This window comes from Nocardioides asiaticus (assembly GCF_040049175.1).
GTDB lineage: Bacteria > Actinomycetota > Actinomycetes > Propionibacteriales > Nocardioidaceae > Nocardioides > Nocardioides cheoyonin.
Window position 1 is genome coordinate 434,662 of record NZ_JBDZDM010000004.1, and the last position, 23,846, is coordinate 458,507.

General features: G+C 71.6%; 20 protein-coding genes. 8 read left to right on the forward strand and 12 right to left on the reverse strand.

Features of this window, described 5'->3' with window-relative positions:
- Positions 1–42 precede the first annotated feature (42 nt).
- From ABLE53_RS17090 to ABLE53_RS17105, 4 genes are all read left to right on the forward strand, one after another.
- Positions 43–1,092 carry a glycosyltransferase gene (locus ABLE53_RS17090; RefSeq protein WP_348860270.1) on the forward strand — a complete coding sequence of 350 codons (1,050 nt, stop codon included), beginning with the start codon at positions 43–45 and terminating at the stop codon, positions 1,090–1,092.
- A 92-nt stretch (positions 1,093–1,184) separates the two neighbouring features.
- Positions 1,185–1,901 (forward strand): succinate dehydrogenase cytochrome b subunit, encoded by a 717-nt coding sequence (locus ABLE53_RS17095; protein ID WP_348860271.1) that lies wholly within the window; start codon positions 1,185–1,187, stop codon positions 1,899–1,901.
- Positions 1,902–1,913: 12 nt separating this feature from the next.
- Entirely contained in the window at positions 1,914–3,965 is a 2,052-nt protein-coding gene (locus ABLE53_RS17100) for a fumarate reductase/succinate dehydrogenase flavoprotein subunit (protein WP_348860273.1), read from the forward strand.
- Positions 3,965–4,708: a succinate dehydrogenase/fumarate reductase iron-sulfur subunit gene (locus ABLE53_RS17105; RefSeq protein ID WP_348860274.1), complete on the forward strand. Its 744-nt coding sequence runs from the start codon at positions 3,965–3,967 to the stop codon at positions 4,706–4,708. Before ABLE53_RS17100 ends, ABLE53_RS17105 begins: the two co-directional genes overlap by 1 nt.
- A 169-nt stretch (positions 4,709–4,877) precedes the next feature.
- On the opposite strand, the gene ABLE53_RS17110 is transcribed toward ABLE53_RS17105, so the two are convergent.
- From ABLE53_RS17110 to trpS, 5 genes are read right to left on the reverse strand one after another with little or no spacing between them, the layout of a single operon-like run.
- Entirely contained in the window at positions 4,878–5,561 is a 684-nt protein-coding gene (locus ABLE53_RS17110; RefSeq protein WP_348860275.1) for a class I SAM-dependent methyltransferase, read from the reverse strand.
- Positions 5,562–5,563: 2 nt separating this feature from the next.
- A complete protein-coding gene (locus ABLE53_RS17115; RefSeq protein ID WP_348860276.1) occupies positions 5,564–5,788 on the reverse strand; it encodes an SCO4848 family membrane protein in 225 nt (74 codons plus the stop codon).
- Positions 5,785–6,846 carry a YihY/virulence factor BrkB family protein gene (locus tag ABLE53_RS17120; RefSeq protein ID WP_348860277.1) on the reverse strand — a complete coding sequence of 354 codons (1,062 nt, stop codon included), beginning with the start codon at positions 6,844–6,846 and terminating at the stop codon, positions 5,785–5,787. Before ABLE53_RS17120 ends, ABLE53_RS17115 begins: the two co-directional genes overlap by 4 nt.
- A 9-nt stretch (positions 6,847–6,855) precedes the next feature.
- Positions 6,856–7,380 (reverse strand): 2'-5' RNA ligase family protein, encoded by a 525-nt coding sequence (locus ABLE53_RS17125; protein WP_348860278.1) that lies wholly within the window; start codon positions 7,378–7,380, stop codon positions 6,856–6,858.
- A 10-nt stretch (positions 7,381–7,390) separates the two neighbouring features.
- Positions 7,391–8,452 carry a tryptophan--tRNA ligase gene (gene trpS / locus ABLE53_RS17130; protein ID WP_348860279.1) on the reverse strand — a complete coding sequence of 354 codons (1,062 nt, stop codon included), beginning with the start codon at positions 8,450–8,452 and terminating at the stop codon, positions 7,391–7,393.
- Positions 8,453–8,614: 162 nt separating this feature from the next.
- Between trpS and ABLE53_RS17135 the strand changes: the two genes are divergently transcribed.
- The 3 genes from ABLE53_RS17135 to ABLE53_RS17145 are packed head-to-tail and all read left to right on the forward strand — an operon-like array spanning position 8,615 to position 11,046.
- A complete protein-coding gene (locus ABLE53_RS17135; RefSeq protein ID WP_348860280.1) occupies positions 8,615–10,267 on the forward strand; it encodes a GNAT family N-acetyltransferase in 1,653 nt (550 codons plus the stop codon).
- 32 nt (positions 10,268–10,299) lie between these two features.
- Positions 10,300–10,512, forward strand: a complete 213-nt coding sequence (locus tag ABLE53_RS17140) for a helix-turn-helix domain-containing protein (protein ID WP_348860282.1) — start codon at positions 10,300–10,302, stop codon at positions 10,510–10,512.
- A complete protein-coding gene (locus ABLE53_RS17145) occupies positions 10,513–11,046 on the forward strand; it encodes a Clp protease N-terminal domain-containing protein (protein WP_348860284.1) in 534 nt (177 codons plus the stop codon).
- Between the two features lie 64 nt (positions 11,047–11,110).
- On the opposite strand, the gene ABLE53_RS17150 is transcribed toward ABLE53_RS17145, so the two are convergent.
- The 4 genes from ABLE53_RS17150 to ABLE53_RS17165 form a co-directional block, all read right to left on the reverse strand.
- Positions 11,111–12,322, reverse strand: coding sequence for an MFS transporter (locus ABLE53_RS17150; RefSeq protein WP_348860285.1), 1,212 nt, complete (start codon positions 12,320–12,322; stop codon positions 11,111–11,113).
- Between the two features lie 107 nt (positions 12,323–12,429).
- Positions 12,430–13,509 (reverse strand): calcium/proton exchanger, encoded by a 1,080-nt coding sequence (cax, locus tag ABLE53_RS17155; RefSeq protein WP_348860286.1) that lies wholly within the window; start codon positions 13,507–13,509, stop codon positions 12,430–12,432.
- A 19-nt stretch (positions 13,510–13,528) separates the two neighbouring features.
- On the reverse strand, positions 13,529–17,044 hold the full coding sequence (locus ABLE53_RS17160) for an ATP-binding cassette domain-containing protein (RefSeq protein WP_348860287.1): 3,516 nt from the start codon (positions 17,042–17,044) through the stop codon (positions 13,529–13,531).
- 188 nt (positions 17,045–17,232) lie between these two features.
- Positions 17,233–19,440, reverse strand: coding sequence for an NADP-dependent isocitrate dehydrogenase (locus ABLE53_RS17165; protein ID WP_348860288.1), 2,208 nt, complete (start codon positions 19,438–19,440; stop codon positions 17,233–17,235).
- A 265-nt stretch (positions 19,441–19,705) separates the two neighbouring features.
- Between ABLE53_RS17165 and ABLE53_RS17170 the strand changes: the two genes are divergently transcribed.
- Positions 19,706–20,821 (forward strand): MIP/aquaporin family protein, encoded by a 1,116-nt coding sequence (locus ABLE53_RS17170; RefSeq protein ID WP_348860289.1) that lies wholly within the window; start codon positions 19,706–19,708, stop codon positions 20,819–20,821.
- Between the two features lie 67 nt (positions 20,822–20,888).
- Here the strand turns inward: ABLE53_RS17170 and ABLE53_RS17175 are convergent, their stop codons facing one another.
- Genes ABLE53_RS17175 through purH form a run of 3 tightly spaced genes read right to left on the reverse strand, consistent with a single transcriptional unit; the run spans position 20,889 to position 23,844 of the window.
- Positions 20,889–21,323 (reverse strand): DUF3017 domain-containing protein, encoded by a 435-nt coding sequence (locus ABLE53_RS17175; protein ID WP_348860291.1) that lies wholly within the window; start codon positions 21,321–21,323, stop codon positions 20,889–20,891.
- Positions 21,324–21,333: 10 nt separating this feature from the next.
- Positions 21,334–22,185, reverse strand: coding sequence for a bifunctional methylenetetrahydrofolate dehydrogenase/methenyltetrahydrofolate cyclohydrolase (locus tag ABLE53_RS17180; protein ID WP_348860292.1), 852 nt, complete (start codon positions 22,183–22,185; stop codon positions 21,334–21,336).
- Positions 22,186–22,209: 24 nt separating this feature from the next.
- Entirely contained in the window at positions 22,210–23,844 is a 1,635-nt protein-coding gene (gene purH, locus ABLE53_RS17185) for a bifunctional phosphoribosylaminoimidazolecarboxamide formyltransferase/IMP cyclohydrolase (protein ID WP_348860293.1), read from the reverse strand.
- Positions 23,845–23,846 lie beyond the last annotated feature (2 nt).

Consider the following 23,846-nt stretch of genomic DNA (forward strand, 5'->3'; position numbering starts at 1 on the left):
CAGGCTGGCGCTCCGCTCACGTGGGCGATGCATGGTGGAGGCATGCGGATCGCGCTCGTGACCGAGACCCTCTTCGCGGGGGTCTCCATCGACGGCGTCACCACCACGGTGAAAGCTGTCGCCGACCGGATGATCGAGGCGGGCCACGAGGTCTCGTTCGTGGCGCCGGGGCCGGGGCTGCCCTGCTATCGCAAGAGCACCGTCGCCCGGGTCAGTCCGCTGGCCAAGACCGGGCGCCAGGTGCGCGACGCGCTCGACGTCTTCGGTCCCGAGATGGTCGTTTCGTTCGACCCGCGCCGGATCGGCCGCAAGGCGCTCGCGCACGCCCGCGCCTGGGGCGTCCGCACCGCCGTCGTACAACAGTCGGCAGTCGATGACGAGGCCTGGCCCGACCGGGTCGCGGCGCACGCGGACGACGTGCTCGTCACCAGCCGTTGGCTGCGCACCGTGCTGCTCGAGCTCGGCGTACGCGCCGATCTGTGGCTCCCCGGCGTCGACACCGCCGCCTTCTCCCCCGCGCTGCGCGACACCTGGCTCCACGGCCACTGGTCGCGGGCCAAGTCCCGCGAGACGCCCCTGGTCGTCGTCGGGTACGCCGGCCGCCTCGCCAAGCCGCACGGCGTACGCCGACTGACGACTCTGGGCGCTGTCCCCGGCATCCGGCCGGTCGTGATCGGCGACGGGCCGCAGCGCGGCTGGCTCGAGCAGCGGATCGTCGACGCCAGGTTCACCGGGCCGCTCGGCACCGGGGACCTCGCGGTCGCGCTCGCCAGCCTCGACGTCCTGATCCACCCGGGCGAGCGCGAGGGCTGCGGCCACGTCCTGCGCGAGGCCGCCGCCAGCGGCCTCCCGGTGGTCGCGCCGCGGGCCGGCGCCGCGGCCGAGATCGTGCAGCACCTCGAGACCGGCCTGCTCTACGGGCCTGGCGACGAGCGGGACCTGGTCGCCGCCCTGACCGCCGTCACGGCCGACCCGCACCGCGCACTGCTCGGCCGCCGCGGCCGCGAGGTGGCTGCCGCGCGGGGCTGGACGACCGCCGCTGACGAGCTCCTCGTCCGCCTCCTCCACCGCTCGGAGCAGCCCGCAGCCTGACGATGCGCCGACCATTAACCCGCGGGTAACAGGGCGGATGTCACACTCCCCGCCTGACAGGCGCCTGAAAGATGCGAGTACCGTGCTGCCCCGTGGCAACCACGACTCTGATCAAGGGAGCGCGGTCGACGCGCTCGACGATCGCGCTCAAGCTCTTGATGGCGACCAGCGGGATCATCTTCATCCTCTTCGTGCTCGTGCACATGTACGGCAACCTCAAGGCCTTCCAGGGTGAGAGCGCCTACAACACGTACTCCGAGCACATCCGCACCGTCGCGACCCCGATCCTCCCGTACGCCGGTGCGCTGTGGGTGATCCGGGCGGTCCTCATCGTCTCGCTCGTCGCCCACGTGTGGTCGGCGGTCGTGCTGTGGGCCCGCGCCAACCGGGCGCGGCCGGTGAAGTACGCCGTGAAGAAGAACGTCCACAGCTCCCTCTCCTCGCGCACGATGCGCTGGGGCGGCCTGACGCTGCTGCTCTTCGTCATCTGGCACCTGCTCCACTTCACGATCCTCAAGATCAACCCGGCCGGTGACCAGAGCGACGCGATCACGAAGAACCCCTACCGCCTCCTGGTCGACAGCTTCAGCGGCGACGCCTGGTGGATGACCGTCATCTACCTCATCGCGATGCTCGCCCTCGGCTTCCATCTCCACCACGGCACCTTCAGCGCCTGCCAGACGCTCGGCTGGACGAGCACCGCTGCGTCTCGCGCCCGTGCCCGCGTGTTCGGCTGGGTCGTGGCCATCGTGATCGCCGGCGGCTTCTCGCTGGTTCCCCTGTTCATCCTCTTCGGCGTCATCGACTAAAGGAGCTCGGTCATGGCATCCACGCTCGACCTGTCGGGCCTGCACCCGACCAACGAGGCCCCGGTCCAGAAGTCAGACGACGCCGCGGGTTACTACGTCCTCGGCGACAAGCTCGTCGACCCCAAGGCCCCCACCGGGCCGATCGCGACCCGCTGGACGAACCGGAAGTTCGACAACCGGCTGGTCAACCCGGCCAACCGCCGCAAGCTGAGCGTCATCATCGTCGGCACCGGCCTCGCCGGTGGCGCCGCGGCTGCCACCCTCGGTGAAGCGGGCTACAACGTGAAGTCGTTCTGCTATCAGGACTCCCCGCGCCGGGCCCACTCGATCGCCGCCCAGGGCGGCATCAACGCGGCCAAGAACTACAAGGAGGACGGCGACTCGGTCTACCGCCTCTTCTACGACACGGTGAAGGGCGGCGACTACCGCTCCCGCGAGTCGAACGTCTACCGCCTGGCCGAGGTGTCCGCGAACATCATCGACCAGTGTGTCGCGCAGGGCGTCCCGTTCGCCCGTGAGTACGGCGGCCTCCTCGACAACCGCTCCTTCGGCGGCGTCCAGGTGTCTCGTACGTTCTACGCCCGCGGCCAGACGGGCCAGCAGCTGCTGCTCGGCGCCTACCAGGCGATGGAGCGCCAGGTCGCGGCCGGCACCGTCGAGCAGTTCACCCGCCACGAGATGCTCGAGCTGATCGTCGTCGACGGCAAGGCCCGCGGGATCATCGCCCGCAACATGGTCACCGGCGAGCTCGAGACCCACCTCGCCGACGTCGTCGTACTCGCCACCGGCGGCTACGGCAACGTCTTCTTCCTCTCGACCAACGCGATGGGCTCCAACGTCACCGCCACCTGGCGCGCCCACCGCAAGGGCGCCTACATGGCCAACCCGTGCTACACGCAGATCCACCCGACCTGCATCCCGGTCACCGGCGAGCACCAGTCGAAGCTGACCCTGATGTCGGAGTCGCTCCGCAACGACGGCCGGGTCTGGGTGCCGAGGCGCGCCGAGGACTGCGAGAAGGACCCGCGTGACATCCCGGAGGAGGACCGCGACTACTTCCTCGAGCGGATCTACCCCTCCTTCGGCAACCTGGTCCCCCGCGACATCGCCTCCCGCCAGGCCAAGTACATGTGCGACGAGGGCCGCGGCGTCGGCCCCGCGGTCAAGGAGGTCGGTCTCGACGGCGAGGAGAAGTGGGTACGCCGCGGCGTCTACCTCGACCTCACCGACGCGATCAAGCGGCTCGGCAAGGAGGCCGTCGAGGAGAAGTACGACAACCTCCTCGACATGTACGAGCGGATCACGGGCGAGAACCCGTACGAGGTGCCGATGCGCATCTACCCCGCCGTGCACTACGTCATGGGCGGCCTGTGGGTCGGCTACGACCTGCAGACCAACATCGACGGCCTGTTCTGCAGCGGCGAGGCCAACTTCTCCGACCACGGCGCCAACCGCCTCGGCGCGTCGGCGCTGATGCAGGGCCTCGCCGACGGCTACTTCGTCCTCCCGAACACGATCCGCGACTACCTCGCGGACGGGCCGTTCGAGAAGATCGACGGGTCGCACCCCGCCGTCCAGGAGGCGCTCTCCTCCGTCCGCGAGCGGATCGACAAGCTCATGTCCATCAACGGCACCCGATCGGTCGACTCCATCCACAAGGAGCTCGGCAAGATCATGTGGGAGTACTGCGGGATGGAGCGGACCGAGGACGGCCTGAAGAAGGCGATCGGCCTCATCCGCGAGCTCAAGAAGGAGTTCTGGACCAACGTCAAGGTCCTCGGCTCCGCCGAGTCGCTCAACCAGGACCTCGAGAAGGCCGGCCGCGTGGCCGACTTCATCGAGCTCGGCGAGCTCATGTGCATCGACGCCCTCAACCGCCGCGAGTCGTGCGGCGGCCACTTCCGCGCCGAGTCGCAGACCGAGGACGGCGAGGCGCTGCGCCACGACGACGAGTTCGCCTACGTCGCGGCCTGGGAGTGGGGCGGCGAGGACGGCTCGCCGGTCCTGCACAAGGAAGACCTGATCTACACCGCCATCGAGATGAAGCAGCGGAGCTACAAGTAATGAACCTGACCCTGAAGATCTGGCGACAGCCCGACGCTGCCTCCGCTGGCTCGATGCACACCTACACGCTCGAGGGCGTGTCGGAGGACATGAGCTTCCTCGAGATGCTCGACCTTCTCAACGAGCAGCTCGTCACCAGCGGCGAGGAGCCGGTCGCGTTCGACTCCGACTGTCGCGAGGGCATCTGCGGCATGTGCTCGCTGATGATCAACGGCCAGGCGCACGGTCCGGAGGTCACCACGACCTGCCAGCTCCACATGCGCTCCTTCAAGGACGGCGACACGATCACCATCGAGCCGTGGCGTGCGGCGACCTTCCCGGTCGTCAAGGACCTCGTCGTCGACCGCGGCGCGTTCGACCGGATCATCCAGAACGGCGGCTTCATCTCCGCCAACACCGGCTCGGCCCCCGAGGCCAACTCGGTCCCGGCACCGCGCGACAAGGCACAGCGGGCGTTCAACGTCGCGACCTGCATCGGCTGCGGCGCCTGCGTCGCCGCCTGCCCGAACGGCTCGGCCTCCCTCTTCCTGGGCGCCAAGGTCACCCACCTCGGCGAGCTCCCCCAGGGGCAGCCGGAGCGCTACACCCGGGTCGCCTCGATGGTCGCCCAGCACGACGCCGAGGGCTTCGGCGGCTGCACCAACATCGGCGAGTGCGCGTCCGCCTGCCCGAAGGAGATCCCGCTCGACGTGATCTCGCAGCTCAACAAGGACCTGCGCCACGCCATGCGCACCGGTCACTGAGCCGCAGCAGCCCCAGCCGTACGCCGAAGGGCCGCCTCCCGCTCGGGAGGCGGCCCTCGTGCTATCCGGGGGGCGCCGCCGTCAGTCAGAACCGTGCAAATGCGGGAGAGTGCGCGCCCGGATGCAGTCGACCGCACGCATTTCCCCACACCTGTCCGGAAGTGCGGACCTAGGCATCGACCCAGTACCACGTCATCAGCAGTCCCGGGTGCGCATGCGGGAGCCGTAGCTCCCCGGTGACCCGGTGGCCCCAGGAGCGGAGCCGATCCCCGATCGGCACGTCGCCGCGACGCTCGTTGGTCTTGCCGACGACCAAGCGCCCGCCGGGCGCGACGGACGCCTCGAGAAGGTGGGCGACGAACCCCTCCTCGGCGTCGTCCGGGACGTACTCGAGCCCGGTCCGGACGTAGTCCCAGCGCCGCGCAGGCACCCAGTCGGCGGCGTTCGCCGCCCAGATCCGGTCCGCCCACTGTGGCAGGCGCCGGCGCGCGCGGTCGGCGAGCTCCGGGGCAATGTCGACGCCGTAAGGCTCGATCGCGAGTCCGCGGGCGGCGCCCCAGCGGTGGACCGACTCCATGAGGAGCCCGTTGGCGCAACCGACATCGAGGAAGTCGCCCGCCCGCGTGATGGCAGCCATCAGGGGACCCCGGGTCCGCTCCCAGTCGTCCGCCGTACCGGAGTGCCCGGATCCACCGCGTACGTCGGCGGCCGCGAGGTAGGCCGGGACGATGACCGCGCGAACCGCGTCGTGCCAGCCCGCCCGGTCGAGGTCGCCACGCTCGTACGCCGCGTCGATCTCGGCCAGCTCCCGCCACCCGGCCTCGCGGGCTGACTCGAGCCCCTCGTCGACCATGCTCAGGACTTCGAGAGCAGGCCCTTGGCGCCCATCTTCACGAGGTGGCCGCCGATGAGGACATCGACGGCGACGAGGACGCCGTGGGCGACGTAGTACGGCGTGGGACGCGACTGCTCGGGGTCCTTCGCCGTCCTGACGAGGTTCTTCGCGAAGTTGCTCCAGATGGCGATGTTCCAAGCCCCGACGCCGAGCAGCACCGCGGCGTCCTTCTTCGACTGCTTCACTTCTGCTTCTTTCCGATCTTCTTGAGGACTGCGAGGGCAGCGACCATCGTGCCCGCCCCCGCGAGGAAGGCCGGCACCGGCCCCGGCGCGCGGACGGGAGGCGGCGCGACCGGCGGTACGTCGAGGGACGGCGTCTGCGGCCCCTGCACCGGGTCGGCGGCGTACGACCGCTCGCGGGACCGGCGGGCGGCCGGCGAGACGTGGGCGAACGCGGCGGCGTACAGGATGACCCGGGAGAAGTAGTTGATCCAGACCAGCAGGATCAGCGCGATTCCGAAGACCTGGAACGCGGGCTCGCCGCGGGTGGAGGCGAGGAGGTACTTCGAGAGCTGCTTCAGGAGCTCGAAGCCGACCGCGCCGAGCGCGGCGCCCTCCCACAGCGACCGCCGCGGCGTCGCCGGGCGGGCGAGCAGGACGAACATCGCGAAGAACAGCACCGCGTTGGCGGCGAGGCCGAGGACGACGGTGACCACGACGACCAGCCAGCCGAGCCGGCGGGAGAGGTGGAGCCAGTCGAGGACGTCGGTGGAGAAGCCGGCGACGAAGCCGGTCACAGCGACGGCCACGAGGAGGACGACCCCCAGGACGACCAGGGTGACGAGGTCCCGGGCCTTCCCGATGAAGAAGTTGGGCTGCGCCGTCCGCGGCACCTCGAAGACCACCTGGAGCGCCGAGCGGACACTGTCGACCCAGCCGAGGCCGGCGTACAGCACGCCGGCGAGGCCGACGAGGCCGACCGCGCCGGCGGCGTCCTCGATCGTGGACAGCGGCACCTGGCCGTCCTGGCTCCCGACCAGCCCCGGCAGGACCCGCTCCACGGCGTCGAGGAGGTCGGCCCGGGCATCGGGATAGACCTTCGCGACGTACCCCACCACGAAGAACGACAGTGCGAGGATCGGGAAGACGGACAGGAAGCCGAAGTACGTGATCGCGCCGGCCTGCTGCCCCGCCGAGACGCGACCGTAGTGCTCCTGGGTGCGCACCAGCCGGTCGACCGACGGGTGGTCCCGTCGCGCCTCCTGGACCCGCTCCCGGATCCGGTCCACGACCTTCGCCACGGCGACCGCTCAGCGGCAGACGCGGGAGCGGAGCCCGAACTCGCGGGTCGGCCGCCAGCCGTCGTCCTCGTCGTGGACGTAGAGGTGGAACGCGTCGACGGTGAAGAGGCACTCGAAGTCTGCGAGCTCGGCGAAGGCGCGGTCGAGCGCCTCGTCGGCGAGGTCGTGGGCGACCGTCACGTGCGGGTGGTAGGGGAAGGTGAGGTCGACGTCGAGGGGCCCGCGGCGGCAGGCGTCGGCGAGCTGCTCGCAAGAGGAGATCCCCTCCGCCAGCGCGACGAAGACGACCGGCGAGACGGGCCGGAACGTGCCGGTGCCGCGCAGGTGGACGGTGTAGGTGTCGACCGCCGCCGCGGCCTCCTCGAGGTGCTTCTCGACGTCCGGCAGCAGCTCCTCGGCGACCTCGGTCGGCGGCACCAGCGTGATGTGGGTCGGGATCATCGACGCGGTCGTGTCGCCGACCGACGTGCGGTAGTCCTGCAGCTGGGTCGCCCACGGCTCCGGGATCGCGACGGCCACACCGATCGTGCGCATGCGGGCGACCCTACCGGTCGGTGGTCTGGACCGCCGGGACGAAGCCCACCCGGTCGTAGACGTCGGCGAGCGTACGCCGGGCGACCGCGCCGGCCTTCTCGGCACCGCTGCGGAGCACCTGGTCGAGGTAGGCACGATCGTCGAGGAGCTCGAAGGTGCGCGCCCGGAACGGCGTCACGAACTCGACCACCACGTCGGCGAGGTCCTTCTTGAGGTCGCCGTAGCCCTTGCCGGCGTACTTCTCCACGAGCGTGTCGACCTCGGTGCCGGTCAGCGCGGAGTAGATCCGCAGCAGGTTCGAGACGCCCGGCTTCTGCTCCTCGTCGAAGCGGATCTCCGTCTCGGAGTCGGTGACGGCGCTGCGGATCTTCTTGGCGCTCACCTTCGGGTCGTCCAGCATGTCGATGATCCCGGCCGGGCTGGAGGCCGACTTGGACATCTTGCTGGTCGGGTCCTGGAGGTCGAAGATCTTGGCGGTCTCCTTGAGGATGTAGGGCTCGGGCAGCCGGAAGGTCTTCTTGTAGCGGCTGTTGAAGCGCTGCGCGAGGTCGCGGGTGAGCTCGAGGTGCTGGCGCTGGTCCTCTCCCACCGGGACGTACTGCGGGCGGTAGAGCAGGATGTCGGCGGCCATGAGCATCGGGTAGGCGAAGAGGCCGACGCTCGACGCGCCCTCGCCTCCCTTGGCCGACTTGTCCTTGAACTGCGTCATCCGGCGGGCCTCGCCGAAGCCGGTCATGCACTCGAGCACCCAGCCGAGCTGGGCGTGTTCGGGCAGGTGGGACTGGATGAAGATCGCCGACCGCTCCGGGTCGACGCCGGCCGCCACCAGCTGCGCCGCGGCGCGCAGCGTGCGCTGCCGGAGGACCTTCGGGTCCTGCTCGACGGTGATCGCGTGGAGGTCGGCGATGAAGAAGAAGGGCTCGTAGTCGTTCTGCAGGTCCACCCACTGCCGGACCGCACCCAGGTAGTTGCCGAGGTGGTAGGAGTCGGCGGTCGGCTGGATGCCGGACAGGACCCGCGGGCGGGCCGTCGCCGGGGTGCTGGCCCCGGCCGAGGACTGCGTGGACGACATGGCCCCATTCTGGCAGGCACTGGCCCGCTGACCGATTTCGGCGGCCCTGGCGCCCGGCGGTCGCCAGCCGGTCGCCGCCCGCCGTACGCACCGCGGGCGTGCCGGTAGCCCGCAGACCGAAACCAGAGGCACGAGCACGACCCGCTCTGGCAGGCTCACGCCATGCTCGCCCCGACCCTGACCGACGGCGTCGTGACCCTCCGCCCGCACCGCCCCGACGACGTACACCGCGCCTGGGAGCAGGTCGTCGACCCCGAATCGATCCGGTGGACGACGGTTCCGGTGGGGCTGACGCTCGCCGACGAGGTGGAGTTCATCGAGCGGCAGCCGAAGGGCTGGGAGTCGGACGAGGAGTGGTCCTTCGCGGTGGAGTACGCCGGCCGGTACGTCGGGACGATCTCGCTGCGCAACGAGGGCGACCGGCGCGCGGAGGTGGCGTACGGCGCCCACCCGGACGTGCGCGGGGTCAGGGTCGAGGGCCGGTCGGTGATGGAGCGCACCGTACGCCGGCTGCTCGACTGGGGCTTCGAGGCCAAGGGTCTCGAGACGGTCGTTTGGTGGGCCAGTGCCGGCAACTGGGCGTCGCGCAGGCTGGCGTGGAAGCTCGGGTTCAGCTTCGACGGGACCCTGCGCCGCTGGCTGCCCCAGCGCGGCGAGCTCACGGACGGCTGGGTCGGCACGCTGCGGCGCGACGACCCGCGCGAGCCCCGTTCGACCTGGCTGGACGTGCCGGTCCTGGAGGGCGACGGGGTGGTGCTGCGCGGCTTCCGCGAGGAGGACGCTCCCCGGCTGGTGGAGGGGTCGGCGGACCCGGAGACGCAGCACTGGCTGGCCTTCCTCCCCCGCGACCCGGGCCCGGACTACGGCTACGCCTACCTGGAGACCGCGCGGGAGGAGTACGCCACCGCCACGGGCCTGCGCTGGGCCTTCTCCGAGACGGTCGACGGGCCGCTGCTCGGGACCGTCGGCCTGTTCCGGATCCGCCTGGGCGACGGCAGCCGGGAGGCGGAGATCGGCTACTGGACGCACCCCGCGGGCCGACGCCGCGGGCTCACCACGCGGGCGGCCGCGCTCGCGATCGGGCACGGCTTCGACGGGCTCGGGCTGGACCGGATCACCGCCTCTCACTCGGCCGGCAACGAGGGCTCCCGCCGGATCCTCGAGTCGCTCGGCCTGCGGCGTACGGGCGTCGAGCGCGGCGCCGCGCGCACGGGCGCGGGCGAGGCGGTCGACCTGCTCGGCTACGACCTGCTCCGCAGCGAGTGGCCGTACGCCGAGCCCACCGAGCCGCGGATCGTCGGCGAGCGGGTCGTGCTGCGGCCGTTCCTGGCGAGCGACGTGCCGCGGATCGTCGAGGCCTGCTCCTCCCCCGAGGTGCAGCACTGGTTCGGCGCCATGCCGTCGCCGTACGCCGCCGAGGACGCGCGCGGCTGGATCCGGCAGGCGCGGTCCAGGGCGGACGTGGTGCGGTTCGCGGTCGCCGACCCGGCCGACGACCGGCTGCTCGGCAGCATCAGCGTCTTCGACCTCGAGCCGGGCCGTGACGGGGAGCTCGGCTACTGGCTGCACCCGGACGCGCGCGGCCGCGGCGTGATGACCGAGGCCGTGCGGCTGGTGACGTCGTACGCCTTCAAGGAGCTCGGGCTGCCCAAGGTCAAGGCCGCGGCGGCGGTCGACAACACCGCGTCACAGGCCGTGCTCGAGCGTGCCGGGTTCCGCCACTTCGGCGTGGAGCGGCTCGGCACGACGACCCGGGCCGGGCTCGCCGACCTCGCGTGGTACGACCTCCTGCCAACGGACGTCAACCTGGGTTGACATCCGTCATGTCGTCAACCTAGGTTGACGACATGACGGAGATGGACGACCTGGCCGCGGCCGCGTCGGGGACCGACCCGGAGACCGGCCTCCGCGCCGCACTGGCGCTGCGCCGCCTGGCGGACTCGCTGGAGCGGCTCCAGGTGACCAACGCCCGCCGGCAGGGCTGGTCGTGGCAGGCGATCGCGGCGGCGCTGGAGGTCAGCCGGCAGGCGGTCCACAAGAAGTACGCGAGGGAGCTGTAGATGTTCGAGCGGTTCACGAAGCAGGCCAGGCTCGCCGTGACGGAGGCGTACGCCGCCGCGGGCGAGCTCGGCCACCGACAGGTCGGCACCGACCACGTGCTGCTGGCACTGGTCCGCGAGGCCGACCCGGCGACCGGCGGGGCGCTCGCCGCGGCGGGGGTCGACGCGGACCGGGTGCGGGCCGCGATGGCCGGGCGGCACCGGCCCGACCGCCTCGGCGCCGAGGACGAGGAGGCGCTGCGGTCACTGGGCATCGACCTGGCCGCCGTACGAGAGCGGGTGGAGGCCGCCTTCGGACCGGGCGCCCTCGACAAGGGGACCCGGAAGGCCCGGCAGCACTTCACGAAGGACGCCAAGAAGTCCCTCGAGCTGGCGCTGCGCGAGGCCGTCCGGCTGAAGCACCGGTCCATCGGAGCCGAGGACCTCCTGCTCGGCATCATCCGCGCGGAGGGCGACGGCTATGAGGTTCTTCGGGATCTCGACGTCGATCTCGCTGCTCTTCGTCGGGCTCTCGAGTCCGGCCGGGCAGCCTGACCCGTCGCAGGACGTCATCCGGCCGCCGCGGCCCGAGGTCCCCGTCTGTATGACGTCCGGGCCGTCAGTCGAGGGCGGGTGCGCGTCGGTGGGCCGCCCGGCTCCACAGCAGGACGACCGTGCCGGCCGCGGCGAGCACGGCGCCGACGAGGGGCGTCGAGCGCTCACCCCAGACGTCCAGGGCCGCGCCGCCGAGGAAGGCGCCGAGGGCGTTGGCGATGTTGAGCGCGGCGTGGTTCATCGCCGCACCCAGGGTGACGGCGTCGCCGGCGACATCCATCAGCCGCAGCTGCAGGTTGAGGACGAGGACCGAGGAGAGCCCGGTCATCAGGAAGCTCGCCGGCCACAGCCACCAGCCGTGCGGGGCGACGAACCAGACGCCGACCAGGGCCAGCGCCATCCCGACGCCACCGACGAGCAGTGAGCCGAAGACCGACCACCGGGCCAGCTCACCGGCCAGCCAGGTCCCGACGACCATGCCGAGGCCGAAGGCGAGCACGAACCACGGCACCGTCGACTCCGGCAGGTGGGCGGTGTCGGTGACGAGGTAGGCGATGTAGGAGTAGACGGCGAACATCCCGCCGAACCCGATCGCCCCGGCGGCCATCGTCAGCCAGACCTGGGGGTTGGTGAAGAACCGCCTCGCCTCGCCGCGCCCGGTGGCCGCGCGGTCGCCCGGCACGTGCGGCACGAACACCTGCACGAGGAGCACGGTCAGCAGCGAGAGACCGGCCGCGACGGCGTACGGCGCCCGCCAGCCGAGGTGCTGGCCCAGCCAGGTCGCGGCGGGGACGCCAACGACGTTGGCGACCGAGAGCCCGAGCATCACCATCGCCACGGCGCGCCCCTTCCGACGCGGGTCGGCCATGCCGGCGGCGACGAGGCTGGCGACGCCGAAGTACGCACCGTGCGGCAGGCCGTCGAGGAAGCGCGCCACCAACAGCAGGTGATAGCCGGTCGCCGCGGCGCTCAGCGCGTTGAAGAGCGCGTAGACGCCCATCAGCGCGATGAGCAGCCCCTTGCGCGGGAGGCCGGTGACGAAGAACGACAGCAGGGGTACGCCGACGACGACGCCCAGCGCGTAGGCGCTGATCAGGTGGCCGGCCGTCGACTTGCTGACGTCCACGCCGCCGGAGATCTGCGGCAGGACGCCCATCGTCACGAACTCGGTCGTGCCGATCGCGAAGCCGCCGACCGCGAGCGCGAGCACCGCCAGCGCGAAGTGGCGGGCGCGCGGCGTCGCGGGACGGGCGGAGGGCGGCGCGGCGAGGCTCACGGGGGCCTTTCGATCGATCCAACGGCGACGCCAGTCTCCAACCCATGGCGCCCCGAGCTCTATTCCGTCTGTCGGCCCGGCCCGGGTGCGGCGTCGGTCACCCCGGGTCAGCCCCACCAGAACGAGGCCGCCACGACGACGTACACCGCGATCAGGGAGACGCCCTCGAGCCAGTTGGACTCCCCATCGACGGTGATGACGACGGCGATGAGCACGGCGAGCACGACGGCGGCCACGAGCAGGGGCGAGAAGACGAGGGTGAGGGCGGCGAAGCCGAAGACCTGCGACAGGATCACCAGCGCCGGGGCGAGCACGAGGGTGATCTGGAGCGGTGAGTTGATGACCAGCGAGAAGGCGTAGTCGGACTGGTTGCGGGCCGCGAGCTGGACGCCCACGACGTTCTCGATCGCGTTCCCGGCGATCGCGACGATGACCAGGCCGGCGAAGGCGTCGGAGATCCCGAACGAGTCCATCGCCGGCTCGAGCGCGTCGACGAACCAGTCGGAGACGAACGCCGCGAGCACCCCGGCCACGGCGAGCAGCCCGACGGCGAGCACGACGGGCCAGCGCGGCTCCTCGTGCGCGATCTCGGCGGACAGACCGGTGCTGCCCCGCTTGAGCGCGGCGGGCAGCGACAGCGCGAAGAGCAGCAGCAGCACGACCGAGGCGATGTCGGAGAGCGCCTTCTCGTGGTCGGCGGCGGGCGCGTGGATGTAGGACGCCAGCGACGGTACGACGAGCGCCGCGACCGCGACGATCATGAGCACCGAGATCGTCCGGGCCCGCTGGGAGTCCAGCCGCTGCGAGCCGTGCCGCAGTCCGCCGACGGTGAACGCGATCCCCATGACGAGCAGCAGGTTGGCGAGGATCGAGCCGATCAGCGCGTGCCTGACCACCTCGACGAGCCCCGCCTTGAGCGCGAAGAGGGAGATGAACAGCTCGGGCAGGTTCCCCAGCGCCGACTGCAGCACCCCGGTCGCGCCCGGCCCGAACCGGTCCCCGAGCTGCTCGACCGACCGGCCGACCAGCGACGCGAGCAGGGTCACCGCGACCGCCGACACGAGGAACGGCGCGACCGTCCCCCAGTCGAGGTAGTGCGCCAGCCCCGCGAGCACCACGGCCACCAGGCCGCCGCCGAGCACGACGTAGTCCGAGCGGATGAGGGTGGGCGCCGCGGCGTCGCTCATGCCCCGCACCCTAGCGAGATCAACCGGCGAGGTGACCCCACGACGCCGCCAGGTCGCGCCAGGGCCCGACAGCGGCGACCCCGCCGTCGACGAGGACGACGACGCGGTCGGCCTGGGCTAGCGCCGCCCGCTTCGAGGTGGCGCCGATGACGGTGGTGTGCCGCTCGCGCAGGGCGCCCCACAGCTCGATCTCGGTCGCCGCGTCGAGGGCGCTCGAGACGTCGTCGGCCAGCAGCAGCTCGGTGTCGGCCGCGAGCGCCCGGGCCAGCGCGAGCCGCTGGACCTGGCCGCCGGAGAGGCGTACGCCGCGGTGGCCGACGACGGCATCGGGCCCGCCGGCCTCGGCGACGTCCTCGCCGAGCCGGGCGTCGGCGATCGACCTCTCGAGCTCGCGCGGGAAGCCGAGTCGGACGTTGTCGGCGAACGTTCCCGACAGCACCCGCGGCACCTGGGCGACGTGGGCGACCTGGCGCGGCCGGAGGAAGGACTGGGCGTCCTCGACCTCGCGCCCGTTCCACCTGATCGAGCCGGTGTGGTCGAGCAGCCCCGCCAGCGCGGAGAGGAGGCTGGACTTGCCCGAGCCCACCTGACCGAGCAGGAGCACCAGCTCCCCGCGCTCGATCTCGAGGTCGACGTCGCTGACCCCCAGCGTGCCGTCGTCGTGCACCGCCGTCAGCCCGGACAGGGACAGGCGCTCGAGCGGCACGTGGGCCGGGTCGGGGGCCTCCGGCGCCGTGCCCTGCACCAGGTCGACGCCCCGCGGGAGCGACATCAGGTCGACGCCGCCGGCGAAGCGGCAGGTCGCCTTCTGCCAGGCGCGGGTGCCGGGCGCCTCGGTCACGACGGCGCCGGCCACCCGGCCGAACCAGTCGAAGCCGTTGACCGCGTTGGCGACCAGGATCGCCGTCGCCAGACCCCAGGCGTCCCACAGGTAGAACGCCCAGGCGGCGACGACGCCGACCTGCACCATGACGATCGGTACGCCGTCGAGCACCGCCTGGACGCGATGCTCGAAGACGGCGGCCTCGATCCGGCCGGTGTCGACGCGGCGGACGTGGGCGTGCACCTGCGGCGTACGGCCCGCGAGCTTGACGGTGCGGGCGGACTCGACCGCGGACACCACCGCCCGGCCGAACCGAGCCCGCGCGGCCGACGACCGAGCCGCCGAGCGGCCGGCGATCGGCCGCCCGACCGAGGAGGCGAGCGCGCTGCTCACCATCACGGCCAGGAGCACACCCCCGGCGAGCCAGGTGCCGCCGAACGCCATCGTCATGAGCGCGATGAGGAGGCCGTTGATGAAGTCGACCCAGCGGTCGGCGTACCTCGCGAACCTGTCGGCGTCCATCGAGCGGGCGACGACCTCGCCCGGTGGCGTGCGCGGCAGCCGGTGGGTGCGGGTCTGCCCCACGAGCACCGACATCCGGACCCGCAGCATGACCTCGATCCACCAGCGCGGATAGCGCCGGAACGCGTCGGCGAGGAGGAAGGGCGCCGAAAGCAGCAGCGCGGCGAGGACGACGGTCAGGACGGCCGGCGTACCGCCGTCGTCAAGCCGCTCGACGATGCGCCCCCAGATGAAGCCGGTCACCGCGCCGAGCGGCGCGAAGACGCTGCCGGTGAGGAACAGCACGATCGACCACATGCCCCACCAGGGGCGGATGAGGAGCGCGTGCCAGGTGCCACGGGCCAGCGACGGCCCGTCGCCGATGTCGGCGTGGACCGGTGGAGCGCTCGTACGCCGTCGGCCGCCCACGCCCGGCCGGCCCTCGTCCTCGGACTCCGCGGGCTCGGCGAACTCCTCGGTGGCGCTCGCCTCCAGCAGCCGCCGGAACGGCCCGTCCGCGCGGGCGAGATCGTCGCGCATGCCCTGCTGGATGACCCGCCCGTGGTCGAGTACGGCGACCATCTCGGCGCGCTCGATCGTGCTCAGCCGGTGAGCGACCAGCACGCCCGTACGCCCGCGGAGCAGTCGGTCGGACGCCGCGACGACGCGGGCCTCCGTGACCGGGTCCATGCGTGCGGTGGCCTCGTCGAGCACGACGACCTGGACGTGTCGGACCAGCAGCCGGGCGAAGGCGACGAGCTGCTCCTCCCCCGCCGAGAGCGTGGTGCCCCCGGGACCGAGGAGGGTGTCGAGGCCGTGGGGCAGCCCCCGGACCCAGTCGGTGAGCCCGAGCTCGGTGACGGCGGCGACGATCTCGTCCCGCGGGATCTCCGCGAAGAGCGCGATGTTCTCCGCGAGGGTGCCGGCGAGGATCTCGGTGCGCTGCGTGACGACCCCGACGCGGGCGCGCAGCTCGTGGAGGTCGAGCCGGGTGATGTCGGCTCCGCCGAGGAAGACCGTGCCCGGCGGCGGCTCGACCGCGCGCGAGAGCAGCGAGGCGAGCGTGGACTTCCCGGACCCGGTCCGGCCGACGAGCGCGATCGTGTGGCCCGCGTCGACGCGCAGGTCGATGTCGCGCAGGCCGAAGGTGCCCTCGGCATACGAGAAGTCGAGGCGGCGGATCCGCAGGTCGAGCGCGCCGGCGGGGACCGCGTCGCCGCCGGTCGGCTCCGCCGGGACGCCCAGCATCTGCCGGAGCCGGATGACGGCACCGAGCCCGGCCTGGATGTCGGGCAGCTGGTGGGCCAGGTTGTTGATCTGACCGACGAAGCTGGTGGTGACCAGGAAGAGCGTGACCAACCTCGCCACGGAGAGATGGTCGCTGCTCACCAGCGCGACACCCGCGACGGCGACTCCGATCAGCAGCCCGTGGAGGAGCATCCCGGCCCGTACGGCGAGCCGTGCCTCGACCCGCACGACCCGGAAGAACTTCTCGTGGACCCTCGCCGACAGCTCCGCCAGCCGCCGGATCGCGAACGACTGTCCGAGGCTGGTGCGCAGGTCGTCGCGACCGGCGACGCCCTCCTCGAGGGCTGCGGCGTGGTCGGTCCACGCCATCTCCTCGATGACCTTGCGCCGGGCGATCTCCACCAGGAGCGGACGGATCACCCAGACGATCACCGCGCCGACCACGGGGAAGAGCAGGAACGACGGCCACCACGTCACTCCGGCGACCACCCACATCGGCAGGAGCGCGAAGACCGTGAGGAGCACGCGCCACACCTGCTGCCGCATCAGCGTGCCGACCTCGTGGGTGTCGTCGTCGACGCGGTCGAGGATCTCACCGACCGCCTGCTCGGTGAGGTCGGCGAGCGGCTGGTGGAGCGCCGCCTCGAGGACGTCGCCCCGCAGCCTGCCCTCGGCGCGGTCGACGACGCCGGCCCAGGCGACCAGCCCGGCCGTGTAGAACACCGCCCCGCCCACGACGCACGCCGCCAGCAGCCACACCAGGCGGGTGGTGGGGTGCTCGGCGAGCTGACCGGCGACCACCGTACCGAGCGACTGGCCCAGTGCCGTGAGCACGAGGGCCACCAGGGCCGCGACGGCGACCGGATGGCGCAGGCGTCGCCAGTCGACCTGTCTGGAGGGGTCCTGAGCCGGGCGCTTGGTCTGCTCGTGCGGCGGTGCCGGCAGGGTCGTCGTCGCGCTCATCGTGGGACGACGCTACGCGGGCTCATCTGCTGTTCTCTTGTCATTTTTCGGTGGGTGCCGGGGTGGGGTGTCGTCGCAGGAATCCCCGGTTGACCGGGGAAATCCGACCTTGTTGGGTGTCAGAACACCCCACAACCTCAGGTTTCCCCGGTCAGCCGGGGAAAACCCGAGGCGCGGTCCAACCCGGCTCAGAGCGCCGCGAGCGCCTCGTTGAGGGTCGCGGAGGGCCGCATCACGGCGGAGGCCTTGGCGTCGTCGGGGCGGTAGTAGCCGCCGATGTCGGCCGGGCTGCCCTGGACGGCGAGGAGCTCCTCGACGATCTTCTGCTCGTCGGCGGCGAGCTTGTCGGCGAGCGGCTTGAAGGCCGCGGCCAGCTCGGCGTCCTCGGTCTGGGCGGCGAGCTCCTGGGCCCAGTAGAGGGCGAGGTAGAAGTGCGAGCCGCGGTTGTCGATCGTGCCGAGCCTGCGGCCCGGGCTGCGGTCGTTCTCCAGGAAGGTGCCGGTGGCGCGGTCGAGCGCCGCGGCGAGCACCTTCGCCGCCGGGGCGTCCGCCTGCTCGGCGTACTTCTCCAGCGACGGGACCAGGGCGAAGAACTCGCCGAGGCTGTCCCAGCGCAGGTAGTTCTCGCTGACCAGCTGCTGGACGTGCTTCGGCGCGGAGCCGCCTGCACCGGTCTCGAAGAGGCCACCGCCCGCGATCAGCGGGACCACCGAGAGCATCTTGGCGGAGGTGCCGACCTCGAGGATCGGGAAGAGGTCGGTGTTGTAGTCGCGCAGAACGTTGCCGGTGACCGAGATGGTGTCGAGGCCCTGGCGCATCCGCTCGAGGGAGTACGCCGTCGCGAGCTCGGGCGTGAGGATCCGGATCTCCAGGCCGTCAGTGTCGTGCTCGGGCAGGTAGGCGTTGACCTTCTTGATCAGCTCGGCGTCGTGGGCCCGGCTCTCGTCGAGCCAGAAGATCGCCGGCGTCTCGCTGGCCCGGGCCCGGGTCACGGCGAGCTTGACCCAGTCCCGGACCGGGATGTCCTTGGTCTGGCAGGCGCGCCAGACGTCGCCGGTCTCGACGTCGTGCTCGATCAGCACGTCGCCGGCGCTGTTGACGATCCGCACGGTGCCGTCGGCGGGGACCTCGAAGGTCTTGTCGTGGGAGCCGTACTCCTCGGCCGCCTGCGCCATCAGACCGACGTTGGGCACGCTGCCGATCGTGGCCGGGTCGAGCGGGCCGTTCTTCTTCACGTCGTCGATGACGGTCTGGTAGACCCCGGCGTACGAGCTGTCCGGGATGACCGCCAGCGTGTCGTCCTCGCCGCCGTCGGCGCCCCACAGCTTGCCGCCGTTGCGGATCAGCGCCGGCATCGAGGCGTCGACGATGACGTCGGAGGGCACGTGCAGGTTGGTGATGCCCTTGTCGGAGTTGACGTAGGACAGCCGCGGGCCGCTCTCGAGGCGCGCGTCGATGGCGGCCTTGATCTGGGCGCCGTTCTCCACCGAGTCGAGGCCGGCGAGGATCGCACCGAGGCCGTCGTTGGCGGACAGCCCGGCCGCGGCGAGGTCGGCGCCGAACCGATCGAAGACGTCGGCGAAGTAGGCCTTCACCACGTGGCCGAAGATGATCGGGTCGGAGACCTTCATCATCGTCGCCTTGAGGTGGACCGAGAACAGCACGCCCTCGGCGTCGGCCTTGGCCAGCGCGTTGACGAGGAACGACTTGAGGTAGGCGGCCTGCATGACGGTCGCGTCCACCACCTCGCCGGCGAGGACCGGGAGCGAGTCCTTGAGGACGATCTCCTCCCCCGAGGTCGTCTCCAGGACGATCCGTAGCGTGTCGTCCGCGGGCAGGGTCACCGACTTCTCGTTGGACTTGAAGTCGTGCCCACCCATCGTGGCGACGGCGGTCTTGGAGCCCTCGCCGAAGGGCTTGTTGGTGTGCGGGTGGCTCTTGGCGTAGTTCTTGACCGACGCCGGCGCGCGGCGGTCGGAGTTCCCCTCACGCAGCACCGGGTTGACCGCGGAGCCCTTCACCTTGTCGTACTTCGCCCGGGTCTCCTTCTCCTCCGGGGTCGACGGGCTCTCCGGGTAGTCGGGCAGCGGGTAGCCGAGCGCCTGCAGCTCCTTGATCGCGGCCTTGAGCTGCGGGATCGAGGCGGAGATGTTGGGCAGCTTGATGATGTTGGCCTCGGGCGTCTTCGCCAGCTGGCCGAGCTCGGCCAACGCGTCCGGGACCGCCTTGTCGCCCAGCTCGTCGGGGAACTGGGCGAGGATGCGTCCGGCCAGAGAGATGTCGCGGGTCTCCACCTCCACACCGGCCTTCGCGGCGTACGCGGAGATGATCGGCAGGAACGAGTACGTCGCCAGCAGCGGCGCCTCGTCCGTGTGCGTGTAGATGATCTTGGCCATGGGTGTGGCGACTCCTGACATGCGGCTGCAGTGACCTTCGGTGACGCTCGCGGCGTCGCAGGGACGAGAAGTTCCTTGACGTCAAGATACCTGACGTCTCCGACACCTCGACCCCCGCCCACCTTCGCACCACGGACAGGGGGTCCGGAAGGGCTAGTGTGACCAGCGAGACCGAAGGTAGTTGAGACGTACGTCCATGTTGTTCGGATGGTCTTCCGCCGTTCGACGGGGCGAGACCCACACACTGAAGGGCAGTTCACGGGACATGACCGAGGAAACGATCGGGGAAACCACCGCGCTGCCGCCGACGCCGGCGGCGGCTCCCACGTTGGCCCAGAAGCTCGCGGCCGAGACGATCGGCACGTTCATCCTGGTGGTCTTCGGCTGCGGCGCCGCGATGGCGGGCGGCCTGCAGGCGGGCGACCCCGCCTTCAACGGCACGACCGGCCTGGCCTTCGGGCTCGCGATCGTGGTCACCGTCTACTCCTTCGGCCGGATCTCGGGTGGCCACTTCAACCCGGCCGTCTCGGCCGGAGCGGCGGTCAGCGGACGCATCTCGTGGATGGAGGCCGGCTACTACGCCGCCGCCCAGATCGTGGGCGCCATCGTCGGGGCACTGGTCCTGTGGATCACCTACCACGGCTTCAGCGGCTTCAAGTCGACCGACACCGGGCTCGGCGCCAACACCTTCGGCGGCGACGACGGGATCCACTGGTGGGCCGCGCTGATCATCGAGATCATCCTGACCGCCGTCTTCGTCTTCGTGATCCTGGCGGTCACCGACACCCGCAACGAGCACCCCGGCCTCGCCCCGCTGGCGATCGGGCTCACCCTCGCCGCGATCCACTTCGTCGCCATCCCACTGACCGGTACGTCGGTGAACCCGGCCCGCTCGATCGGCCCCGCGCTCTTCTCCGGGGGCGATGCGATCAAGGACCTCTGGGTCTTCATCATCGCGCCGCTGCTCGGCGCCGCCGCCGCGGGCGTCGGCTACCCCGCGCTCTTCGGCCGCACCGACGAGCCCGTCCCGGGCTCCGGCTGGCAGTTCGTCGCCAGGCAGCGGGCCGCCGCTCCGGTCTGGGGAGGCCCCGACCAGTTCCAGCAGCAGTGGAACCAGCAGGAGGGCTGGGGCCAGCAGGCCCCGGCGGAGGGCCAGCCGGCCCAGCAGGAGTGGGGACAGCAGGAGTGGGCCCAGCCGGCCGCCGAGCAGTACCCCACGGAGCAGACGCAGGTCTCCGGGCAGTCCTGGCAGCAGCCGAGCCAGCCCGCCGCCGAGGGCGAGCTGCCGGTCTACGAGCAGGACGGCTGGCGCTGGGACTACGCCAAGCAGCAGTGGGTGCCGATCGAGGACCCGGGCCAGCAGCCGCCGCCCCAGGGCTGACCCCCGGCCCACCGACCACGTGACGACGGCCGGCCCGAGTGATCGGGCCGGCGTCGTACGTCTTCTCTCAGGCCTCGGGCACGCTGGTGGCGAGCACCCACAGCGCGATGCCGGTGCCGCCGAGCAGGGCGGCGTCGAACCACCTGTTGCGTACGGCGAGCATGCCGGCGTCGCGCGCCGGCAGGACGGCACGCAGGACCGCCGCCGCACCCATCGCCCCCGCCATCCAGTGGACGCCGGTGCGCCAGCGGCCGGTGGAGACGATCACCAGGCCGAGGACCGTCGCGGCCAGGATGACGAGGTAGAACGCTCCGCCGATGGTCGAGGGGTGTCGGCGTACCTCCGGCTCGGCGAGCACGGGGACGTGCTCCTCGGGGGCCTCGGCGGGGACGCCCTCCGCCAACTCGGCCGATCCCGCCGACTCTGCCGTCTCCTCGACCTCGCCCTGGCGGCGGTCGCCGTCGGGTGTGTCGTCGGCGGAGCCGTCGGCGAGTGAGGACACAACCGTCAACCTAGAGCCTCCCGGCGGACTTCTCAGCGCTCAGCACGATGTTGGTGAGCAGCATGGCACGCGTCATGGGACCCACGCCGCCCGGGTTGGGCGAGACCCACCCGGCCACGTCCCATACATCCTCCGCGAGATCGCCGGCGATCTTGCCGTCGACACGCGAGACACCGACATCCAGCAGCGCGGCACCGGGCTTGACCATGTCGGCGGTGATGATCCCGGGGACCCCGGCGGCGGCGATGACGATGTCGGCCTGCCGGGTGTGGGCGGCGAGGTCGCGGGTGCCGGTGTGGCAGAGCGTGACCGTGGCGTTCTCGGTACGCCGGGTGAGCAGCAGCCCCAGCGGACGGCCGACGGTCAGGCCGCGGCCGACCACGACCACCTCGGCCCCGTTGATCTCCACGCCGTGGCGGCGGAGCAGCTCGATGCAGCCCACCGGCGTACACGGGAGCGGGCCGTCCTCGCCGAGGACGAGCTTGCCGAGGTTGTAGGGGTGCAGGCCGTCGACGTCCTTGTCCGGGTCGACCCGGGACAGCAGCGCGAACTCGTCGAGGCCGGTCGGCTGCTGGACCAGGAAGCCGGTGCAGGCCGGGTCGGCGTTGAGCTCGTCGATCGCCGCCTCGACCTCCTCCTGCGTCGAGCCCGCGGGCAGGTCGACCCGGATCGACTCGATGCCGATCTCGAGGGAGTCCTTGTGCTTGGCGTTGACGTACCAGTGCGAGCCCGGGTCGTCACCGACCAGCACGGTGCCGAGCCCGGGCGTCACGCCCTGGGCCCTGAGCTTCTCGATCCGTTCGGCGAGCTCGGCCTTGATGGCCTTGAGGGTGGCGGTGCCGTCCAGCTTCTGTGCAGTCATCCGTGTGGGCTCCTCGGTGGAAGATCAGTGGAAGAAGTGACGCGTGCCGGTGAAGTACATGGTCACGCCGGCCTTCTCGCAGGCCTTGACGGTCAGCTCGTCGCGGACCGAGCCGCCCGGCTGCACGATCGCCTTGACGCCGGCGTCGATGAGGATCTGCGGTCCGTCCTCGAACGGGAAGAACGCGTCCGACGCGGCGACGGCGCCGCGTGCCCGCTCCTCGCCGTCGGCCAGGGTGTTGGCCCGCTGGACGGCCAGCTTGCAGGAGTCGACGCGGTTGACCTGTCCCATGCCGACGCCGACGGAGGCGCCGCCGCGGGCGAGCAGGATGGCGTTCGACTTCACCGCGCGGCAGGCACGCCAGGCGAAGACGAGGTCCTTCAGGGTGTCCTCGTCGGCGGCCTCACCGGTCGCGAGGGTCCAGGTCACCGGGTCGTCGCCGGGGGCGTCGACGTGGTCGACCTGCTGCATCAGGAGGCCGCCGCTGATCGGGCGGGTCTCGACGTGGGAGCCCTCGAGGGTGGGGGCGACCAGGATGCGGATGTTCTTCTTCGCCGAGAGGATCTCCACGGCGCCCTCGTCGTACGCCGGCGCGACGATGACCTCGGTGAACACCTCGGCCACCTGCTTGGCCATCTCGACCGAGACCGGCCGGTTGGCCGCGATGACCCCGCCGAACGCGGAGACCGGGTCGCACTCGTGCGCCTTGCGGTGGGCTTCGGCGATGTCGCCCTCCCGCGACGCGACGGCGATGCCGCACGGGTTGGCGTGCTTGATGATCGCGACCGCCGGCTCGGCGAAGTCGGAGGCGGCCCGGCGTGCGGCCTCGGTGTCGACGTAGTTGTTGTAGGACATCTCCTTGCCGTGCAGCTGCTCGGCGCCGGCCAGGCCCGCGGGCCCGTAGCCGCTGCGGTAGAGCGCCGCGGGCTGGTGCGGGTTCTCGCCGTAGCGGAGCACCGCGGCCTTCTCCCAGGTCCCGCCGACCCAGGCGGGGAAGCCGGTCCCCTCGGAGGTGTCGGTGAGGACGTTGCCCATCCAGGAGGCCACGGCGACGTCGTACGTCGCGGTGTGGACGAAGGCCGCGGCGGCGAGCCGCTTGCGCTGGTCGTAGCTGAAGCCGCCGGCCCTCACCGCCTCCAGGGTCTCGGCGTACTGCTCGGGGCTGGTGACGATCGCGACGCTCGGGTGGTTCTTGGCGGCGGCGCGGACCATCGACGGGCCGCCGATGTCGATCTGCTCGATGACCTCGTCCGGCCCCGCACCGGAGGCGACGGTCTGGGCGAACGGGTAGAGGTTGGAGACGACCAGGTCGAACGGCTCGACGCCGAGGTCCTCCAGCTGCTGCACGTGGGACTCGAGGCGGCGGTCGGCGAGGATGCCGGCGTGGACGCGCGGGTGGAGCGTCTTGACCCGGCCGTCGAGGCACTCGGGGAAGCCGGTGAGGTCCTCGACCTTGGTGACCGGCAGGCCGAGGTCGGCGATCAGCTTCGCCGAGCCGCCGGTCGAGACGAGCTCGACGCCCGCCTCGTGGAGGCCGGTGACCAGGTCCTCGAGACCGGTCTTGTCGTAGACGGACACCAGGGCCCGCTTGATGGCGATCTGGTCGGGCGCCGTCTCGCCGGTCGCCGCCTGGACGCGCACGCTCTGGTCAGCAGCCACGC